Origin of the sequence: Sorangium sp. So ce117 (assembly GCF_051524395.1) — a bacterium.
Lineage (GTDB): Bacteria > Myxococcota_A > Polyangia > Polyangiales > Polyangiaceae > Sorangium > Sorangium cellulosum_B.
Genome location: NZ_CP150309.1, coordinates 5,617,999 through 5,634,429, shown reverse-complemented (window position 1 = coordinate 5,634,429; position 16,431 = coordinate 5,617,999). Strand labels below are relative to the sequence as shown.

Annotated in this window: 10 protein-coding genes and 1 tRNA gene; 6 read left to right on the top strand and 5 right to left on the bottom strand. The window is 71.3% G+C overall.

Annotated features, from left to right (window positions below; genetic code table 11):
* The first annotated feature begins 64 nt into the window (after positions 1 to 64).
* On the top strand, positions 65 to 1,435 hold the full coding sequence (locus tag WMF46_RS21065; RefSeq protein WP_437987223.1) for a hypothetical protein: 1,371 nt from the start codon (positions 65 to 67) through the stop codon (positions 1,433 to 1,435).
* A gap of 110 nt (positions 1,436 to 1,545) precedes the next feature.
* On the opposite strand, the gene WMF46_RS21060 is transcribed toward WMF46_RS21065, so the two are convergent.
* Positions 1,546 to 5,973: a protein kinase domain-containing protein gene (locus WMF46_RS21060; protein ID WP_437987222.1), complete on the bottom strand. Its 4,428-nt coding sequence runs from the start codon at positions 5,971 to 5,973 to the stop codon at positions 1,546 to 1,548.
* Positions 5,974 to 6,231: 258 nt separating this feature from the next.
* On the opposite strand from WMF46_RS21060, the gene WMF46_RS21055 reads away from it, so the two are divergent.
* Together WMF46_RS21055 and WMF46_RS21050 are read left to right on the top strand one after the other, a co-directional pair.
* Positions 6,232 to 6,678: a response regulator gene (locus WMF46_RS21055; protein ID WP_012236479.1), complete on the top strand. Its 447-nt coding sequence runs from the start codon at positions 6,232 to 6,234 to the stop codon at positions 6,676 to 6,678.
* A 103-nt stretch (positions 6,679 to 6,781) separates the two neighbouring features.
* A complete protein-coding gene (locus tag WMF46_RS21050; RefSeq protein WP_437554334.1) occupies positions 6,782 to 7,552 on the top strand; it encodes a carbon-nitrogen hydrolase family protein in 771 nt (256 codons plus the stop codon).
* Positions 7,553 to 7,611: 59 nt separating this feature from the next.
* Here the strand turns inward: WMF46_RS21050 and WMF46_RS21045 are convergent, their stop codons facing one another.
* The gene (locus tag WMF46_RS21045) at positions 7,612 to 8,553 is read right to left on the bottom strand and encodes a pyridoxal-phosphate dependent enzyme (RefSeq protein ID WP_437987221.1); all 942 of its coding nucleotides are present in this window, start codon (positions 8,551 to 8,553) and stop codon (positions 7,612 to 7,614) included.
* An 81-nt stretch (positions 8,554 to 8,634) separates the two neighbouring features.
* Positions 8,635 to 9,882 (bottom strand): radical SAM family heme chaperone HemW, encoded by a 1,248-nt coding sequence (hemW, locus tag WMF46_RS21040; RefSeq protein ID WP_437987220.1) that lies wholly within the window; start codon positions 9,880 to 9,882, stop codon positions 8,635 to 8,637.
* A gap of 257 nt (positions 9,883 to 10,139) precedes the next feature.
* Between hemW and WMF46_RS21035 the strand changes: the two genes are divergently transcribed.
* Entirely contained in the window at positions 10,140 to 12,314 is a 2,175-nt protein-coding gene (locus WMF46_RS21035; RefSeq protein ID WP_437554329.1) for a RelA/SpoT family protein, read from the top strand.
* Between the two features lie 10 nt (positions 12,315 to 12,324).
* On the opposite strand, the gene WMF46_RS21030 is transcribed toward WMF46_RS21035, so the two are convergent.
* Positions 12,325 to 12,927 carry a YkgJ family cysteine cluster protein gene (locus WMF46_RS21030; protein WP_437987219.1) on the bottom strand — a complete coding sequence of 201 codons (603 nt, stop codon included), beginning with the start codon at positions 12,925 to 12,927 and terminating at the stop codon, positions 12,325 to 12,327.
* Positions 12,928 to 13,316: 389 nt separating this feature from the next.
* On the opposite strand from WMF46_RS21030, the gene amrB reads away from it, so the two are divergent.
* Positions 13,317 to 14,510, top strand: a complete 1,194-nt coding sequence (amrB, locus tag WMF46_RS21025; protein WP_437987218.1) for an AmmeMemoRadiSam system protein B — start codon at positions 13,317 to 13,319, stop codon at positions 14,508 to 14,510.
* A gap of 112 nt (positions 14,511 to 14,622) precedes the next feature.
* Here amrB and WMF46_RS21020 read toward each other — a convergent pair whose 3' ends face one another.
* Positions 14,623 to 15,876, bottom strand: a complete 1,254-nt coding sequence (locus tag WMF46_RS21020) for an FHA domain-containing protein (protein ID WP_437987217.1) — start codon at positions 15,874 to 15,876, stop codon at positions 14,623 to 14,625.
* 387 nt (positions 15,877 to 16,263) lie between these two features.
* Here WMF46_RS21020 and WMF46_RS21015 point away from each other — a divergent pair.
* Positions 16,264 to 16,338 (top strand) — tRNA-Gly (locus tag WMF46_RS21015).
* The last annotated feature ends 93 nt before the right edge of the window (positions 16,339 to 16,431 follow it).

Sequence of the window (16,431 nt, the reverse complement as noted above, 5' to 3'; positions counted from 1 at the left end):
TTTTTCAACATGAACTTATGGACAGGTATGGACAGCTGGTAGCGATCGGAGATAGCACGGGAGAATGACGACCCCTGTGAAGCCGCTGATGGCTGCGGTACCGGCGAGCGAGCACTCCGGCCATTTCCAGGATGGTGTCTATCGGCCCTCCCTCTCGTCGCCCGCGGAGGCGCAGGCGCTCCGGACGCGGAGCGGCGTCGTGGAGCGCGCGACGCGGACCACCGCGAGGACGCACTCCGGCGTGCGGTTCTCGGAGGCGTCCGAGCTGCCTTCGCTGCTCGACCACGTTCCCGCGGTCATCGCGCTGGAGCGGCAGCCGGTGCTGCGCAACCTGCTCATCACCCAGTGCTACTACGAGATCTCCGCGGAGCTCGTGAAGCTGCTCGGCGGACGCAACGCCCACTGGTGCACCTTCGCCACGTGGGCCTCGAAGACCGCGGGGCGGTTCATCCGCAACGAGGAGGTGCCGGCGGTGCTCCGGCAGCTGATCCTCTCGGACGAGGACGAACGGGAGGTGATCTCGCAGCGCGCCGGCATCGCGACGGGGCGCGGCAAGGGCGAGCCCGAGCGCTCGCCGCTCGTCAGCGGCGTCAACCTGCTCACGCCCTGGTGGGGTCATGGACTCGATCTGATGGAGATCCCAGAGCGGATCTTGCGCGAGCTGAGCTCGGACATCGCCCTCGGCAATCTCAAGGTCTTCGAGGAGCTCGGACCCCTGTTCGTCCGCATGATCCACCTCTATCGAGAGTGCCCGCGGCCCAGCGACGCGCAGCTCGCCGCGCTGCTCGACGGGCTGCAGACAGGGCAGTCTCGGGAGGGGGGACAGGGGCTGCTCCGCAGCGCCGTGGCGCGCTACCACGAGGCGATGATCACGGAGGAGAAGGACAGGAAAGCGGAGCTGGTCCTCCTCGCCAACGCGCTCGTCGGGCTGCACGAGCAGGTGCGGCTCCAGCCGTACATCGCGAGGGCGCTCAACGCGCCCGTCCGCTGCCTGCGCGACTCGATCGGCGTTCCCGGACGGCACCTGCCCGAGGCGCTCAGGTCCGTGATCCGCGAGCAGGCCGAGAAGGTGCAGGCGGTCTGGCGCCTGATGGCCACGAAGGAAATGATGACCATGCGCCTGCCGGACGAGCTCCTCGATCTCGGCTACGACCTGCCCGCGCCGCCCGGCTTGCCGCTCCACTGCGCGGAGCTCGCGACCATCGAGGATCGCGAGCTCTTCGACCTCCTGAGCGAGTACAACGCGCACGATCAGACGACGCACGGCTGCGGCGCAGAGGACTGGGCGTCGCTGCCCGAGCGCATGGGCTACATCCTCGAGCTGTTCCGCTCACGGCAGTCCTGCACGCGGCTCCTCGAGCGGCCCTTCAGCCGCGAGCAGCACGCCGAGATCGTCGCCTGGCGGGTGCCGATGCGCACCCACGGCGAGCTCTAGCGCCGCGCTCCGGAGCTCCTGCGGCGTCTCCCGCGGCCGCCTCGCGGCCGGACGCGCCTCACGCGCCGCCGAGGCGCGCCGCTTCTTCTCTTCCAGCGCGCCGCCCCCGCTCAGGGGCGGGCCGCGCGGCGCTCGGAGAGCTGCGCCAGGAGGCCGAGCGCGCCCTGACCCTCCGCGATCTCGCGCCCGCGCCGGAATGCCGCCTCGGCCCGATCCCGCGCCTCCGCGGCCGTCGGCGCGCCGCGCACGAGGGCGATCTCGCCCTCGAGACGGTAGAGCTCTGGCTCGAAGTAGCGTTCGTCGCTCTTCTCGACGAAGGCCAGCGTGTCGGCGAGCAGCGCGCTCGCCTCGTCGACGTTGCCCGCGCCGAGCTCCGCCTCGATGAGCGCTGACCGCCAGTAGGTGAGCGACACGCGGCTGCCGATGCCCGTCAGCATCGCCAGGCCTCCGCGGATGCGCGCGGCGCCCTCGGCGTACCGCGCGCGCGCCGCCTCGCCGGCCGGCCCTTCGGCCGCGCGCGCCGCCGTCGCCCAGCCGAGGTCGATCTGGCTGAGCGCCGCCCAGTGGGGCATGCCCACCTCCTCGGAGAGCTTGCTGAGCGCGTGCGCGTGCGCCTCGGCGCCCGCGAGATCGCCGAGCAGGCAGCACAGCACGGCCGCGAAGTGCTCGACGAAGCCGCGGCTCACGGGCTGGTTCAGCTCCTCGCACAGCGCGATCGCCTCGTCGACCGAGGCCCTGGCGCGCTCCGGCTCGCCGAGGTGGAACGCGATCCAGGCGAGGTGAGACAGGGAGAACGCCGCGGCGTCCTGGCCGAAGAGGAAGGCGAGCGGGAGGTGACGCGCGGGATCGTAGAGCGCGAGCACCTTGTTGAAGTGCTCGCGGGCCTCGCGGAGGTGCCCTCGGAGGAAGCGCGTCGCGCCGAGCGCCTGGTGGGCGCCCAGCGTGATGCCGGCGTCACCCGTGCTCTCGGCGAGCGCGAGCAGCTGCTCGCCGTGCTGCTCCGCCAGCGCGTAGTCGCCGCGGACGTGGAAGAAGATCCAGAGCCCCCACAGCGCGGGGAAGAGCTGCGGCGAGGAGCCCACCTCGCGGCAGAGCGCGTGCGCGCGCGCATACGTCGCCTCGACCTCCGGGGCGGCGTAGCCGCGCGTGATCATCAGCGGGACGCCGAGCGTGGTCTGCAGCGTGATCTCGTCGCGCGCCCGCTCTTTGGTCTCCGGGAGCTGCTTGAGGAGCTCTAGCCCGCGGCTGAGCTGGCTGATCGCCTCGGCGTGCGCGGACGAGAACAGCGAGGCCTCGCCCGCGCGCTGCCACGCGGCGACGGCGGGGCCGATCAGCGCGGCCTCGGTGTAGTGCCGCGCGAGCAGCTCGGGCGGCGTATTCGTGGTGCGCTCGGCGAGGACGGCGGCGATGCGCGCGTGGTACACCTGCCGGGTGCCGCGGAGCAGCGACTGGTAGGCGGCGTCCTGCACCAGCGCGTGCTTGAACGTGTACGTCGAGCGCGGGGGGCGCCCCCGCTGGAAGAGCAGCTCGGCGTCGACGAGCTGCGCGAGCGCCTCGCGCAGCGCCTCGGGGCTCGACGCCATGAGCAGCGGCTCCGCGCCCGCGCTGCCCGCCGCGCACAGCTCGAGCGCCTCGTAGCCGAACGATCGGCCGAACACCGCGGCGAGCTGCGCGACCTCCTTGGCAGGGCCCAGGCGATCGAGGCGCGACGTCAGCGAGTGCTGGAGGGTGGTCGGGATCTCGAGCGCGCCCACCCCCTGGCGCGCGGCGCTCGGCGCGCCGGTCGACTCCCCTGCGGCGGCTTGCGCGGCGGCCGACTCGACCACCATGCGCGTGAGCTCCTCGGCGAACAGCGGGACGCCATCGCTGCGCTCCGCGAGCGTCCGGATCACCTCGTCTGGCAGCGACGCCTTCATGCCCGGCGCGCCGCTCGTCGCGTACGCGCCGGCCAGCTGCTGGACGAGCGCCCGCATTCGCTCGGCGCTGAGCGGGGCGAGGTAGATCTGCGTGAAGTGCGAACGCACCGGCCACGGCGGCGCGAACGTCGGGCGCGCGGTCAGGAGCAGCAGCAGCGGAGACGGCCGCCCCTCGTCGATGAGCCGGCCGAGCAGCTCCAGGGTCGACGGGTCGGCCCAGTGCAGGTCCTCGGCCGTGAGCACGAGCGGCTGCCGATCGGCGAGCCCGAGGAAGAGCTGCAGGAGCGAGGAGATGGTCTCCTGCCGCTGGCGCTGCGGGGTGAGCGCCGGCACGGGGTGGCGTCCCTCGGTCGGGATCGACAGCAGCGCGGCGAGCAGCGGCACGGCGAGCGGCCCCGCCTCCGCCTCGACGAGCAGCTCCTCGAGCCGCGCGAGCCGGTCCTCGCGCGGCCCGAGCCCTGCGCCGCGCTCCGTCGACGGCGCGGCGCCGCTCAGCGTGCTCGCGCGCTCGCGGTCGCCCGCGAGCAGCGCGTTGAGCAGCTCGATCACCGGATAGAAGGCGCTGTTCTGGAGCTGCGGCGAGCAGCGCGCCTCGAGCCACAGGTGGGGCGTCCCGGCCAGCCGATCGCGGAAGGCGCGCACGCTCCGCGACTTGCCGATCCCCGCCTCGCCCGTCATCAGCACGACCTGCCCCGCGCCGCCCGCGGCCCGCGTCCACCGGGCCGCGATCTCGTCGAGCTCGCTGTCTCTCCCGACGAGCGGCGTGAGCCCGTGCTGCATCCTCGCGTCCAGCCGGTCCCGCGCGGTCGTGCGCCCGTGCACCGCGAAGACCTCGAGCGGCTGGCGCCCCTCCTTCGGGCTGATCTCGCCGAGCGCGTCCACGTGGTAATAGCCCTCGACGAGCTTCAGCGTCGCGCGGCTCACGAGCACCGTGCCGGGCTCCGCGTGGGCCTTCAGCTGCGTCGCGGCGTTCAAGGTCGGGCCTGCGAGCGAGGGCGCGGCGTCGCTGTCCGCCACGACGACGATCCCGGTGTGCACGCCGACCTGCACGGACAGCGGCACGGACACGAGCTCGCGCGTGTTCAGGCTGGACATGTGCTCGACCAGATCGAGCGCCGCCTGCACGGCGCGGAGAGCGTCGTCCTCCCGCGCGACGGGGTGGCCGAAATACGCGATCGTCTCCTCGCCCGGGGAGCGGAGGAACACCCCCTCCTGCGCCCCGATCACCTGGGCGCACACCGCCTGGTACATCTGGACGAGCTCGTGGAACGCCTCGCTGTCGATCGTATCCGCGATGCGCTCGGCGCCGGCGAGCCCGCAGACCAGCACGGTGAGCTGGCGGCGCTCGCCGCGGCCGGTGGTGGACATGGGCCGCGTCCCGGGCGCGACGCTGGGGCGGGACGTGAAGGTCGTCGCCGGCGCCGTCGGCGGGCTCCCCGAGGCGCCGAGGTGGATCGACGCGTTGCGGATCGGCCTCGCCGGCGCCGCGGCGGGCGCGACATTGCGGCCTGGGATCGCGAGCGTCGGCGCGGCGCCGAGCCGCTCGTCCTGCCGCTGCTGCTCGGGGGATTTGCGCACCGTGCTCGGCGGCGGCTCGGGCTGCCCGGAGGGCACGAGCTGGGTCTCCTGCTCGGCCTCGACCTGCCGCGCCGGTCGCGTCGCGATCGCCCGCTGCTCCAGCGCGCCGCCGCGCTCTTTCACCGATGCGGCGTGACCGGGATCGGGCGGCAGCGGCCACGGGATCTCCGACACGTCGCACTCCTCCAGCAGCTCGTAGGCGTCGCGGGCGGACCGGAAGCGGTGCGCCGGCGACTTGGCGGTCGCCTGCTCGAGCAGCGCGCCGAGGGGGTGGCCGCGGAGGGCGCGGGGGATCGGCACCGGCTCGGGGCTCAGCTGGCGGAAGATGACCTCGGCGATCGTCGCCTCGTGCATCACAGGCGCGCCGATCAGGCACTCGAGAAAGGTGAGCCCCCATGCATAGATGTCCGCCGCTGTGGTCGGGGTGGACTGCACGAGCTGCTCCGGGGCCATGTAGGCAGGGGTCCCGTTGAACTCCCCGGTGGGGGTGAGCGCGCGGTAGTCGGCGGAGCGGGCCTCGCCGATGAGCGCGGCGATGCCGAAATCCAGCACCTTGGCGTGCGTCCGCTTGCCCGACCCGGCGACCATGATGTTGTGCGGCTTGAGGTCGCGGTGAACGACGCCGCGCTCGTGGGCGAAGCCGATGGCGTCGAGCACCTGCAGCATCAGCCGCTTCGCCTCGTTCGGCTCGACCCCCCTCGTGCGCTGGCAGCGCGCGGTCAGCGTCTCGCCGTCGACGTACTCGAGCGCCAGGTAGAGCTCGCCCTCGGGCAGGCGCCCGGCGTCGAGCAGGCGAACGATGTTCGGGTGGCTCAGCTGGGCGATGACCTGCATCTCCCGCTCGAAGCGCGCTTCCTGGGAGCTCGACTCGCGCGAGCGCCGCAGCACCTCGGGCCGAAGCAGCTTGAGCGCCACGCGCTGGGTGGTCACGATCTGGCGCGCATCGTAGACGACGCTATGGCCGCCGCTCCCGAGGTGGCCGAGCACCTGATACCGGCCGTCCACGAGCGCGCCGACCTCGAGCAATCCATCGCGAGCGGGCATCCCCTGATCTCTTACCGCCGAACGCCGCCGGAGTGGATCGTGAACGCCGCTGCCGGTCCAGGTTGATCGCTCGCGGCGCCTCGAGGTCCGCTGAAGCGACGCGAGACTGGGCGCCGGGGCGAAGCGGCGCCCACATCTGCCGGCCTTCCCGCTGTGTCGCGCGCCTGGCTGCCCGTCGCTGGGCGTGATGCAGGCAACCAGATCACCTCGGCTTGAGCGCGTGGTGCAGGAGGACGAGGTCTGATACCCTCGCGCTTGATGGGCAATGCCCCGCACTCCGGCAGCATGCCGCCACCTTCGAGTGGTCGGGGGCAAGGAGCCCTCCTCTACGCCGTCGACGATGAGGAGCTCAACCTGGACCTCATGGATCGGGCGCTCCGCTCCGGCTACCAGGTCCGCACCTTCGGGGACCCTCGCCGCGCGCTGGCGGCCGCGGTGAAAGAGCCGCCCGCCGTGGTCGTCGCCGACTACCGGATGCCTCATTTCAGCGGGCTCGCGCTGCTGCGCGAGCTGCGCCGGCAGGGGCTGAGCTACGTCCCGGTGCTGGTCTGCGCCCCGACCGACGTCGAGCAGATCCAGAAGATCTCCCGGGAGAGCGCGGCGTTCCGGATCATCACGAAGCCCTGGATCGCCTCGGATCTTCGCCGCCAGGTCGACCTGGCGGTGAGCCTCCACCAGCTCCAGGTCGCGCGGAACCACCGCTGAGCCGAGGGCGCGCCGTGGCCGTGCCGTGCGCTGTCCGGGGCGATGCGATCGGATCGCCGGCGGGCGGCGCGCGAGCGTGCCCGCGCCGCGGCGGCGTCCGGTGGTGCCCTTGAGCGATCGCTCCCTCGACGTGGTCGCGCTCGAGCTGCCGCAGCGCTTCGGCGACCGAGGGGGCGCGCTTGCCGAGATCGACGGTCTCCTCGGATCGCCAGCGCTTGCGGGGGCAGACCTGGTGCTGCTGTCCGAGCTCATCCTCACGGGCTATGTCTCGCCGCGGGGCGACAGCGATCTGCGCCGCTTCGCGGAGCCGATCGACGGGGAGTCGGCGGAGCGGCTCGCCGAGCTCGCGCGAAGGCACGGGATCGCGCTGGCCGGCCCCCTCGTCGAGGCGAGCGGGGGCCGCTTTTACAACAGCTTGCTCGTCTTCGACGGCGAGGGACGGCGCGTGGGCCATTACCGCAAGCGTCATCCGTGGTTCCCGGAGCGCTGGGCGGCGCCGGGGGATCTCGGGACGCCGGTCCTCGAGCTGCGCGGCGTCAAGCTCACCGTCGCCATCTGCTTCGATGTTCACTTCGTCTCCGACGACGCGGGCGACGCGCTCGATGAGGCCGATCTGCTGCTCTTCCCTACGGCGTGGGTCGACTCGCCCGGGGAAGGGGACATGCGCGCCGATCTCCTGCCCGTGCTGGCCCGGCGCCATCACATCTCGATCGTGAACGCCAACTGGGGGCCCTCCCGCCCTGCGCTCGACGGCCAGGGCGGCTCGCGCATCCTCGACGCGCAAGGGCGGTCGATCGCGGCGGCGCCGCCCGGCCCAGGGCCGAGCGCTGTACGCGCCACGTTGCGCTTCGCGCGAGAGCGGCGCGCCACGTGAGCGTGGGCGCGGGGAGCGCCGGCGCGCCCTCGCGGGTAGGCTCGGACGCCCGAGCGCGCTCAGGTGAACGGGAGCCGGGTCAAATCGACGTTGCCTCCGCTCACGATGACGCCGATCCGCGCCCCTTGGACCAAGCGCCGCAGGACCGCCGCCACCGGGACGGCCGCGCTCGGCTCGATGACGAGCTTCATCCGCTCCCAGACCACGCGCATCGCCTTGACGATGTCCTCTTCGCTCACGGTGACGATCTCGACCCCGCGCTCGCGCAGGACCGCGAAGGTGAGCTCGCCGAGCGAAGTGCGGAGGCCGTCGGCGATCGTGACCGGGTCGTTCGAGGGGACGATCCTCCCTTCGCGCATCGATCGCGCCGCGTCGTCCGCGGCCTCGGGCTCGGCGCCGATCGTGCGCGCGCGCGACAGCGAGCCGGTGGCGATGGCGGTCCCGGAGAGCAGCCCGCCGCCGCCCACGGGCGCGACCACGGCGTCGAGATCGTCCACCTGGGCCGCGAGCTCCAGCGCGGCCGTGCCCTGGCCGGCGATGATGCGCGGGTCATTGTAAGGAGGGACGAAGATCGCGCCCGTCTCGGCGATCACGCGGGCGATCGTCTCCTCACGCGAGCGGAGCGTGGGGGCGCAGCTCACGACCCGGGCGCCGTAGCCCTCCACGGCGGCGCGCTTCACGGTGGGCGCGTTCTCGGGCATGACGATGTACGCGGCGACGCCGCGGATGCGGGCCGCGAGCGCGAGCGCGGCGGCGTGGTTGCCCGAGGAGTGGGTCGCGACGCCGCGCCGCGCCTCCTCGTCCGAGAGGGACAGGACCGCGTTGCACGCGCCGCGGAATTTGAACGCCCCGACCCGCTGCAGGTTCTCGCACTTGAAGAAGACGCGCGCCCCTGCGATGCCGTCGATCGTCCGGCTGGTCATGACGGGCGTCACGTGGGCGTGGGGCGCGATGCGCACGGCGGCGCCGCGGATGTCCTCGACGGTAGGCAGACGGCTCATGGGACGCTCATCGGAGCGCGGCCCCGGCCCGGCGTCCACCGCGAGCGCCGCGCGTCCATGCGACGCCCTCGCGGCGCTGCTTCAGAACAGGTCGGCCGCGATGCCGTCGGCGAAGACCCAGGCGGCTCGCGGGACGCGGATCCGCCCGCCCGCCACCTCCAGGCGGCCGGCGCGCTCGAGCCGCTCCGCGGCCCTCCGCCGCGAGGGCGGCCACGCCGGCACCCCGAGCGCCGCCGCGGCGGCCTCGAGATCGAGCCCCTCGCGCAGCCGCAGCCCGAGCATGATCCGCTCGGACAGCCGCGTCTCCGGCTCGAGCCGCTCCTCGCTCTCCACGGCGATCGCCTCGCCGCCTTCGGCCGTCGCAGCCATGTACCGTTCTGGACTCACGATGTTCCGGTACCGGACCGCGAACGCTTCTCCATCGTGGCCCTCCGCGCCGGCCGAGCGCAGGCCCCAGCGCGGATCCGGGCGCGACAGCGTCCCGTAGGCTGCGCACCCGAGACCGACGTAATCGACGCCTTGCCAGTAACCCAGGTTGTGGCGCGCCTCGTGACCCGGCCTCGCGTAGTTCGACACCTCGTAATGGGCGAGCCCCTCGGCCTCGAGGGCCTCGTCGATGGCGAAGAACGTGTCCGCAACGCCATCGTCTCCGGCGAGCGGCAGGCGACCGCGCCGCGCGAGCTCTCCGAACGAGGTGCCGGGCTCGACCGTCAGGCTGTACGCCGAGATATGGGTCACTCCTGTCGAGGCCACGGCGCGCGCCTCGGCGGCGGCGTGCTCGGGGCGTTGCTCCCGCGCCGCCTCGACCGTTCCGACCGCGACACCGTAGATGAGATCGCCGCTCACGCGCGGCATCCCTGACCGGATCGCCGCCGAGAGCGCGCCGAGCCCGCCGTCGGGGTCGTGCAGGCGCCCGAGGAACCGGAGGCGCTCGACGTCGAGGCCCTGAACTCCGACGCTCAGCCGGTTCACTCCGATCGCTCGGAACGCTCGGGCCCGCTGCTCATCGAGCGAGGTCGGGTTGCACTCGACGGTCACCTCGAGGTCGGGCGACAGCCGGCCGGCGGCCGCGGTGATGGCCGACAGCACCCTGCCCATCTCGTCTGGCTCCCACAGGGACGGCGTCCCGCCGCCGAAGAAGATGCTCCGGAGCTCGCGCTCGCCCAGCACATCCTCCCGCTTCCGGAGCTCGGCCAGCACGGCGTCGGCATAGCCGCGGTGGTCGATCGCCTCCCGCGCCTTCGCGAAAGACACGAAGTCGCAGTAGGGACACTTCTTGAGGCACCAGGGGAAGTGGACGTAGACGGTGATCGGCTCCATGGTTTTCATGAATCCGCAGCAACATTCGACCCGACGCAAGCGGGCGAAGCGGAAACTCCGAGATGAACCGAGATGAGGGCGAGGACGACGTGGACGACGTTGATGACGACGAGGACGCGCGGCGGAGCGCGCGTGCCCTGCGCCGGGCAACGCGCCTGGGCACCTTACTCTGCGCGCGCGTCGCGCATGGTGACACAATTGCGGGGTCTAGATCGCGGTGTTAGCGTGCGAAAGGGAGGGGGCGCATTGCGCCCACCGAACTCTTCATGCTGACGTTGACGGAGCTTGTCGATCGCGTCCGGACCTATCAGCCGGCTGCAGACGTCGATCTCATCGCCCGGGCCTACGCCTACAGCTCTGACGCTCACAAGGGGCAGACCCGCAAGAGCGGTGACCCTTACTTTTCCCACCCGGCCAGCGTCGCCGCGATCATCACCGAGCTCAAGCTGGACACGGCGAGCGTCTGCGCCGGGCTCTTGCACGATGTCGTCGAGGACACGCTCGCGACGACCACCGACATCGAGAACAGCTTCGGCCAGGAGGTGGCGTTCCTCGTCGACGGCGTGACGAAGCTCTCGAAGATCAACTTCGCTTCCAAGGAAGATCGGCAAGCCGAGAACTTCCGCAAGATGCTGGTGGCGATGGCGCGGGACATCCGCGTGCTCCTCGTGAAGCTGTGCGACCGCCTCGACAACATGCGGACGCTCGAGTTCATGAAGCCCGAGGCGCAGGACCGGATCGCCCGGGAGACGATGGATATCTACGCGCCGCTCGCGAACCGCCTCGGCATCGCGCGCTTCAAGAGCGAGCTCGAGGACCTGTCGTTCAGGTACATCGAGCCGGAAGCCTGGTCGGACCTCTCGCAGAAGGTCAAGACGACAGCGAAGGAGCGGGACAAGTACATCCACGAGGTCTCGAAGGTGCTTGCGGGCAAGCTCGCGGAGCAGGGTTTCGCGGTCGACGTCACCGGCCGCGCGAAGCACCTCTACTCGATCTGGCGCAAGATGCAGGCGCAGCAGTGCGATTTCGATCAGGTCTACGACGTCATCGCGTTTCGCGTGCTCGTCGAGTCGGTGGCGGACTGCTACGCGACGCTCGGCGTGATCCACTCGCAGTGGACCCCGGTACCCGGCCGCTTCAAGGATTACGTCGCGCTGCCCAAGCCGAACATGTACCAGTCGCTGCACACGACGGTCATCGGGCCCGGGCGCGAGCGGATCGAGATCCAGATCCGCACCCACGAGATGCACCGCGTCGCGGAGCAGGGCATCGCGGCGCACTGGAAGTACAAGGAGAACAACTCCGGCGGCATCGACCCGAAGGACGCCGCGCGGTTCGGCTGGCTCCGCCAGCTGATGGAGTTCCAGAAGGAGCTCAAGGATCCGGCCGAGTTCCTGGAGAGCGTCAAGGTCGACCTGTTCCAGGACGAGGTGTACGTCTTCACGCCGAAGGGCGACGTGCGCGTCTTCCCCCGCGGCTCGACGCCCATCGACTTCGCGTACGCGATCCACACGCAGGTCGGCGAGCACTGCTCGGGGGCGCGGGTCAACGGTGCCATCGTCCCGCTCCGATCGAAGCTCCGGAACGGCGACGTGGTGGAGGTGATGACCAACCCGAGCCAGCACCCTTCGAAGGACTGGCTCGATTACGTCACGTCCAGCCGCGCGCGCTCGAAGATCCGCAACTACCTGCGCACGGAGCAGCGGGAGAAGTCGCTCAAGCTCGGCCGTGAGCTCCTGGAGAAGGAGATGCACCAGCGGAGCATGAGCCTGAGTCGCCTCACGAAGCACGAGGGCGAGCTGCGCAAGGTCATGGAGCGCTTCGGGGTCACCTCGGCCGACGAGCTCTTCATCTCGGTCGGCTACGGCAAGGTGAGCGTCCGCGCGGTGTGCGAGTTCCTCGCGCCCACGCCCAAGGAGAACGAGAAGGGCACGCCGACCCCGCCGCCCGAGTCGATCAAGGAGGGGCGCATCGAGTCGCTCGTCCGCAAGGTCACCGGGCGCGACAGCCACGGCATCCGGCTGAACGGCATTGACGACGTCCTCGTCCGCTACACGAAGTGCTGTAACCCGCTCCCAGGCGACGAGATCGTCGGCTTCATCACGCGCGGCCGCGGCATCACCGTCCACCGCCGCAACTGCGCCAAGGCGTTCGACACGGACCCGGAGCGCCGCGTGGAGATCTCCTGGGACGCGCGCGCGAAGATCAACCGCCCCGTGCAGATCAAGGTGATGACGGCGAACCGGCCGGGCATCCTCGCGACGGTCGGCCACACGTTCCACGAGCAGGGCATCAACATCAGCGAGGCGACCTGTCGCGCGGGCGACGACGGTCGGGCGATGAACACGTTCACGTTCTTGTGCTCCGACCTCGCGCAGCTGAAGAGCGTGATCCGGCGGCTGCAGCGGATCCCCGGCGTGATGGCCGTCGAGCGGACCTGAGCGGCGGGCCTCAGCGGCCACGGCGAGCGCGCGCCGCGCTGCTCGTCCTGGGCGGCGCGCCCGCGGCGCTCGGTCCAGCCTCCGCCAGGGCGCGGGTGAACGGACGGCCGAGATCGCCGCCCGGCTCGTGCCGCGCGGCGATCTCCTGCACCTTGCGGACGAGCCGGGTCACGTCGTGGTGGCGGACCGGGGATCCAGCGGAGGCGCGATCACAGAAGAACGTGCGACACCCGAGGGGCCTCGCGGCGTAGATCGCGCAGCGGCCGGCGTCGGTGAGCATCGGGCACCGCCGCTCCGACGCCTGCGGCAGCGCGCGTCGCTGGCTCGGGCCGCTGGCGAACGCCCCCGGCTCGGGCGCTCCAGCCCCGTCCGCTCGCACGATCCCCTCGAGCGCTCGGCGGCCCCCGCGAGCCGCGATCGCGCGCCGGACGGCAGCGAGCTCGACGGACGTCACGTACGGTTCGCGGCCCGTGATGCCGAACCGACAGCACTCGGTCGAGGCCTCGCACGTCCAGCCACTGAAGACCTCTTCCGCCTCGCGGTACACGGCCGAGAGCTCGATGAGCAGATCGGCTTCACGGACGGGTGGATCGAGGGGCGTGGTTCGACGCATTCGTTCGGAGGCGCTCTCGTGGTGATCGGACGTACTGCCCGGCCGCGATGCCAGGGGAGGGGTGGGGAGGGGTGCGGAGCAGGGCGGAGCTTCAAGCAGCGACCCTAGTGCCACGCGGCGCCGCTGCGAAGCAGCAATCCGCCATCCTGACGGGCGCTCTGACGCACCTCCTGACGGGCGCTCTGACGCAGGGCACCAGCGCCGTCCGTTCTGGAGCGAGCTGCCGCTGCGACCGCGGGGGGCGTCGGCGCTGTTCTCGGATGCGCGAGGCCGCGCGCTGGGCGGCGAGCGCGCACGCGCTATTCTCGCGCTGGATGCCGGTGCTGTGCCCGAAGCTTCGAGCCCTTGAGATCGTCGTCATCCAGGATGAGCGCCATGGCCGCGCGTTGATGTTGCGCGACACCGAGGGCATCGCGCCGTCTCCGGTCGTCGTTCCCGCCGCGAGCGCTGCCGTGCTCGCGCGCTTCGACGGGAGGCGATCGATCGACGAGATCGCGCGTGACGTCGCCCGGTCGACGGGCCAGCACGTGGACGCCGCCCACGTGTCGCAGCTGGCCGACGAGCTGGAACGCGCGTGGATGCTCGACAGCCCGCGATTCCACGCGCGCCGGCGGAGCGTCGTGCAATCGTTCGACGCGGCGCCGATCCGGGTGGCCGCGCACGCGGGCGGCGCGTACCACGGCGATCGACGGAAGCTCGCCGACTTCATCGAGCGAAAGTGCCTCCAGGTCGCGCGGCCGCAGGGCGGAGCGCCGCGCGCTGTAGCGTCGCAAAGCGCGCCAACACGCATGGTCGGGCTCTGCGCGCCGCACATGGATCTCTGGCGCGCCGCGGCGGGCTACGGGCATGCCTATGCTGCGCTGGAGCAGGCGCTGACGGGTCCAGGGCTCGAGCAGGTCGACACGTTCGTTCTGCTCGGGACGTCGCACGCCGCGATGCGCCGTCCGTACGCCGTCTGCGAGAAGACGTTCGCGACGCCGCTCGGTCCTCTCGATCCGGATCGAGAGATGATCGCGGAGCTCGCGGCGGCGAGCCGCTTCGACGTGCGCGAGGACCAGTACCTGCACAAGAACGAGCACTCGATCGAGTTTCAGGCCGTGTTTGTGCGGCACCTCCTTGGCGGCCGCGCGGCGTCGATCGTACCCATCCTCTGCGGCCTCTCGGAGTGTCAGGCGCGGCGTCGCGACCCCGCGCAAGACGATGGCGCCGAGTCGTTCCTGAGGGCGCTCCGCGACGCCCTGGCGAAGCGCCCCGGTCGCGTCCTCGTCATCGCAGGAGCGGACCTCGCCCACGTCGGCCCGCGCTTCGGTGATCCCGCGCCCCTGGACGAGCGGCAGCGGACGGCGCTGCGCGACCGCGATCTCGCCTCGATCGAGCGCGCGACGTCGATCGACGCGCCGGGCTTCTTCGTCGACGTTGCTCGGGACCTCGCCAGCCGTCGCGTCTGCGGCCTCGGCCCCATCTACACGTTGCTGCGCGCGCTCCCGCCGTCGTCGCGCGGCGAGATGCTGCACTACGAGCAGTGCGTCGACCCCGAGGAGGGATCGATCGTCAGCCATACGTCTCTCGGATTTTACGGTTGAAGATCCGCGCCTGGATGTCCGCCTGGCGCGCGCTGGCGCTTCGTCGTCGAGCGCGCCGAGAGCCCCCCGCGCTGGCGCGACGCGAGGCTCCCGGCCGTGAAACGGGCGTCACTCAGCCGCGCGGGACCCTGCGGCGCGCGATGTCGAGGCCGAGCCGGTCGGCCTCGCGGTAGATCGCCTGCCGCGACATGCCCAGGGCACGCGCAGCCGACGCGACGGAGCCGTTGGCCCGGGCGAGGGCGTCCTCGAGGCGGGCGCGCGCGAGCGAAGGATCCGTCGCGGGCGGGAGGTTCGGCTTCACCCGCGGGCCGCGCGCGAGCGATCCCGCGATCGGCGTGACGGAGAGCGGACCGTCCGGCGCAGCCTGGGCTGCGGTCACGATGGCGGACTCGAGCTGCGGCACGCCGCCCGGCCAGCCGGCGCGGACGAGCGCCTCCAGGAGCTGCGGGGTGAAGCGGTCGAGGCCGATCGCGTTGCGCTCCGCGATGTCGCGCACGATGAGCGGCACGTCCTCGCGCCGCATCTCGAGCGTCGGGATCGTGATCCGCTTGCCAGAGAAGAGCGAAGCGAACCACGGCGCGACGCGCCCGTCGCCGGCGGCACGGTCGAGCGGCTGTCCGGTCGTCGCGATGATGCTGACGCCGTTCGAGCGACCGACCGAGTGCGCGATCTCCAGCTGCTGCGGGCGCGGCAGGCGATCGGCGTCGAGGACGAGCCATGTCATCGGTCGCGCGCCCGGCGGAATGGCCGGCTTCGTCTCGGCGCTGCCGTCGATGACCAGCGTCTCACCCAGGCCCTCGCGCACCGCTGCGGCGAGGCGAGCCAGCGTCCGCTTCCCGACCCCGGGCGCGCCCTCGATGCAGACGCTGGAGCCCGACTGCACGAGCTTCATCACCGGGTCGATCCAGTCCTTGCGCTGCTTCGAGCCGAACACCAGCGGGCCGAGCCGAGACGGCGCGCCGTCGTACAGCGCGAGGTGCCGCTCGACGAAGACCCCGAGCTGATGCCCGAGGCGAACCACGTCGCCGTGCATCACGCCGATGCGCCGGGCGCGGACGCCGTTCACCCACGTGCCGTCGTGGGTGTCCATGTCTTCGATGTAGCAACCGTCCGAACGGACGCTGATCTTGGCGTGCTCCGGCGCGATCCCTTCACCCTCGATGCGCCCGTCGCGCGCGGCGCTGCCGATCACGGCGCCGTCCATGAGGCTCACGATCCGCGGCGGAGCGTCGAGCCCGATCAGGACGAGCCCCCACCCGCCGTCGTCATCCTGTCGTTTGGCGTGGACTCCGGACCGGTACTCTTTCTGAAGGACCGGCGCCGTTGTCTCCGCAACGTCCACTCGCAAAGCAGTCTGTTCGTTCATGCTCCCCCCAAGTCCAAAGGACCTGCCTGGTCGACCCAGGCCAACCAAGAGCGCGCCGAGTGGCGGGCACCCTTATGATGTAAGAGCCCCCCACACGGTGCCGCTGTCGCGAACGCGAAGGCTTTTGTGAGCGGCACCGTGCGCGGTGCTGCTTGGCGAGCCCCCTCGCTCGCAATGGCCACACAATACTCGACCAGAGCGGCCGTGCAACCTGCCGGCGACGGAAGTTTTGAGGTTTTGTTGTTGAGAGCTTGACTCCCACCACGCCGATTGGTACTCATCCGCCACGCATCGACGGAGCGAACCTCCGGTGATGACCCGGCGCGAATCAGGATTTTTCTGACAAACGCCTTCAGATGTGGTTTCTGAATTAAGTGATTGACATCTGCGGGAGTAACTCAGTGGTAGAGTGCAACCTTGCCAAGGTTGACGTCGCGGGTTCAAATCCCGTCTCCCGCTCCACGACATAGGCTCTGCGACAGCGAGCAGACCCTGCGAGGCCGGTGTGACCCACCGGCCTCTGTGTTTTGTTCAACGATTTGCTCAACCGCTCGG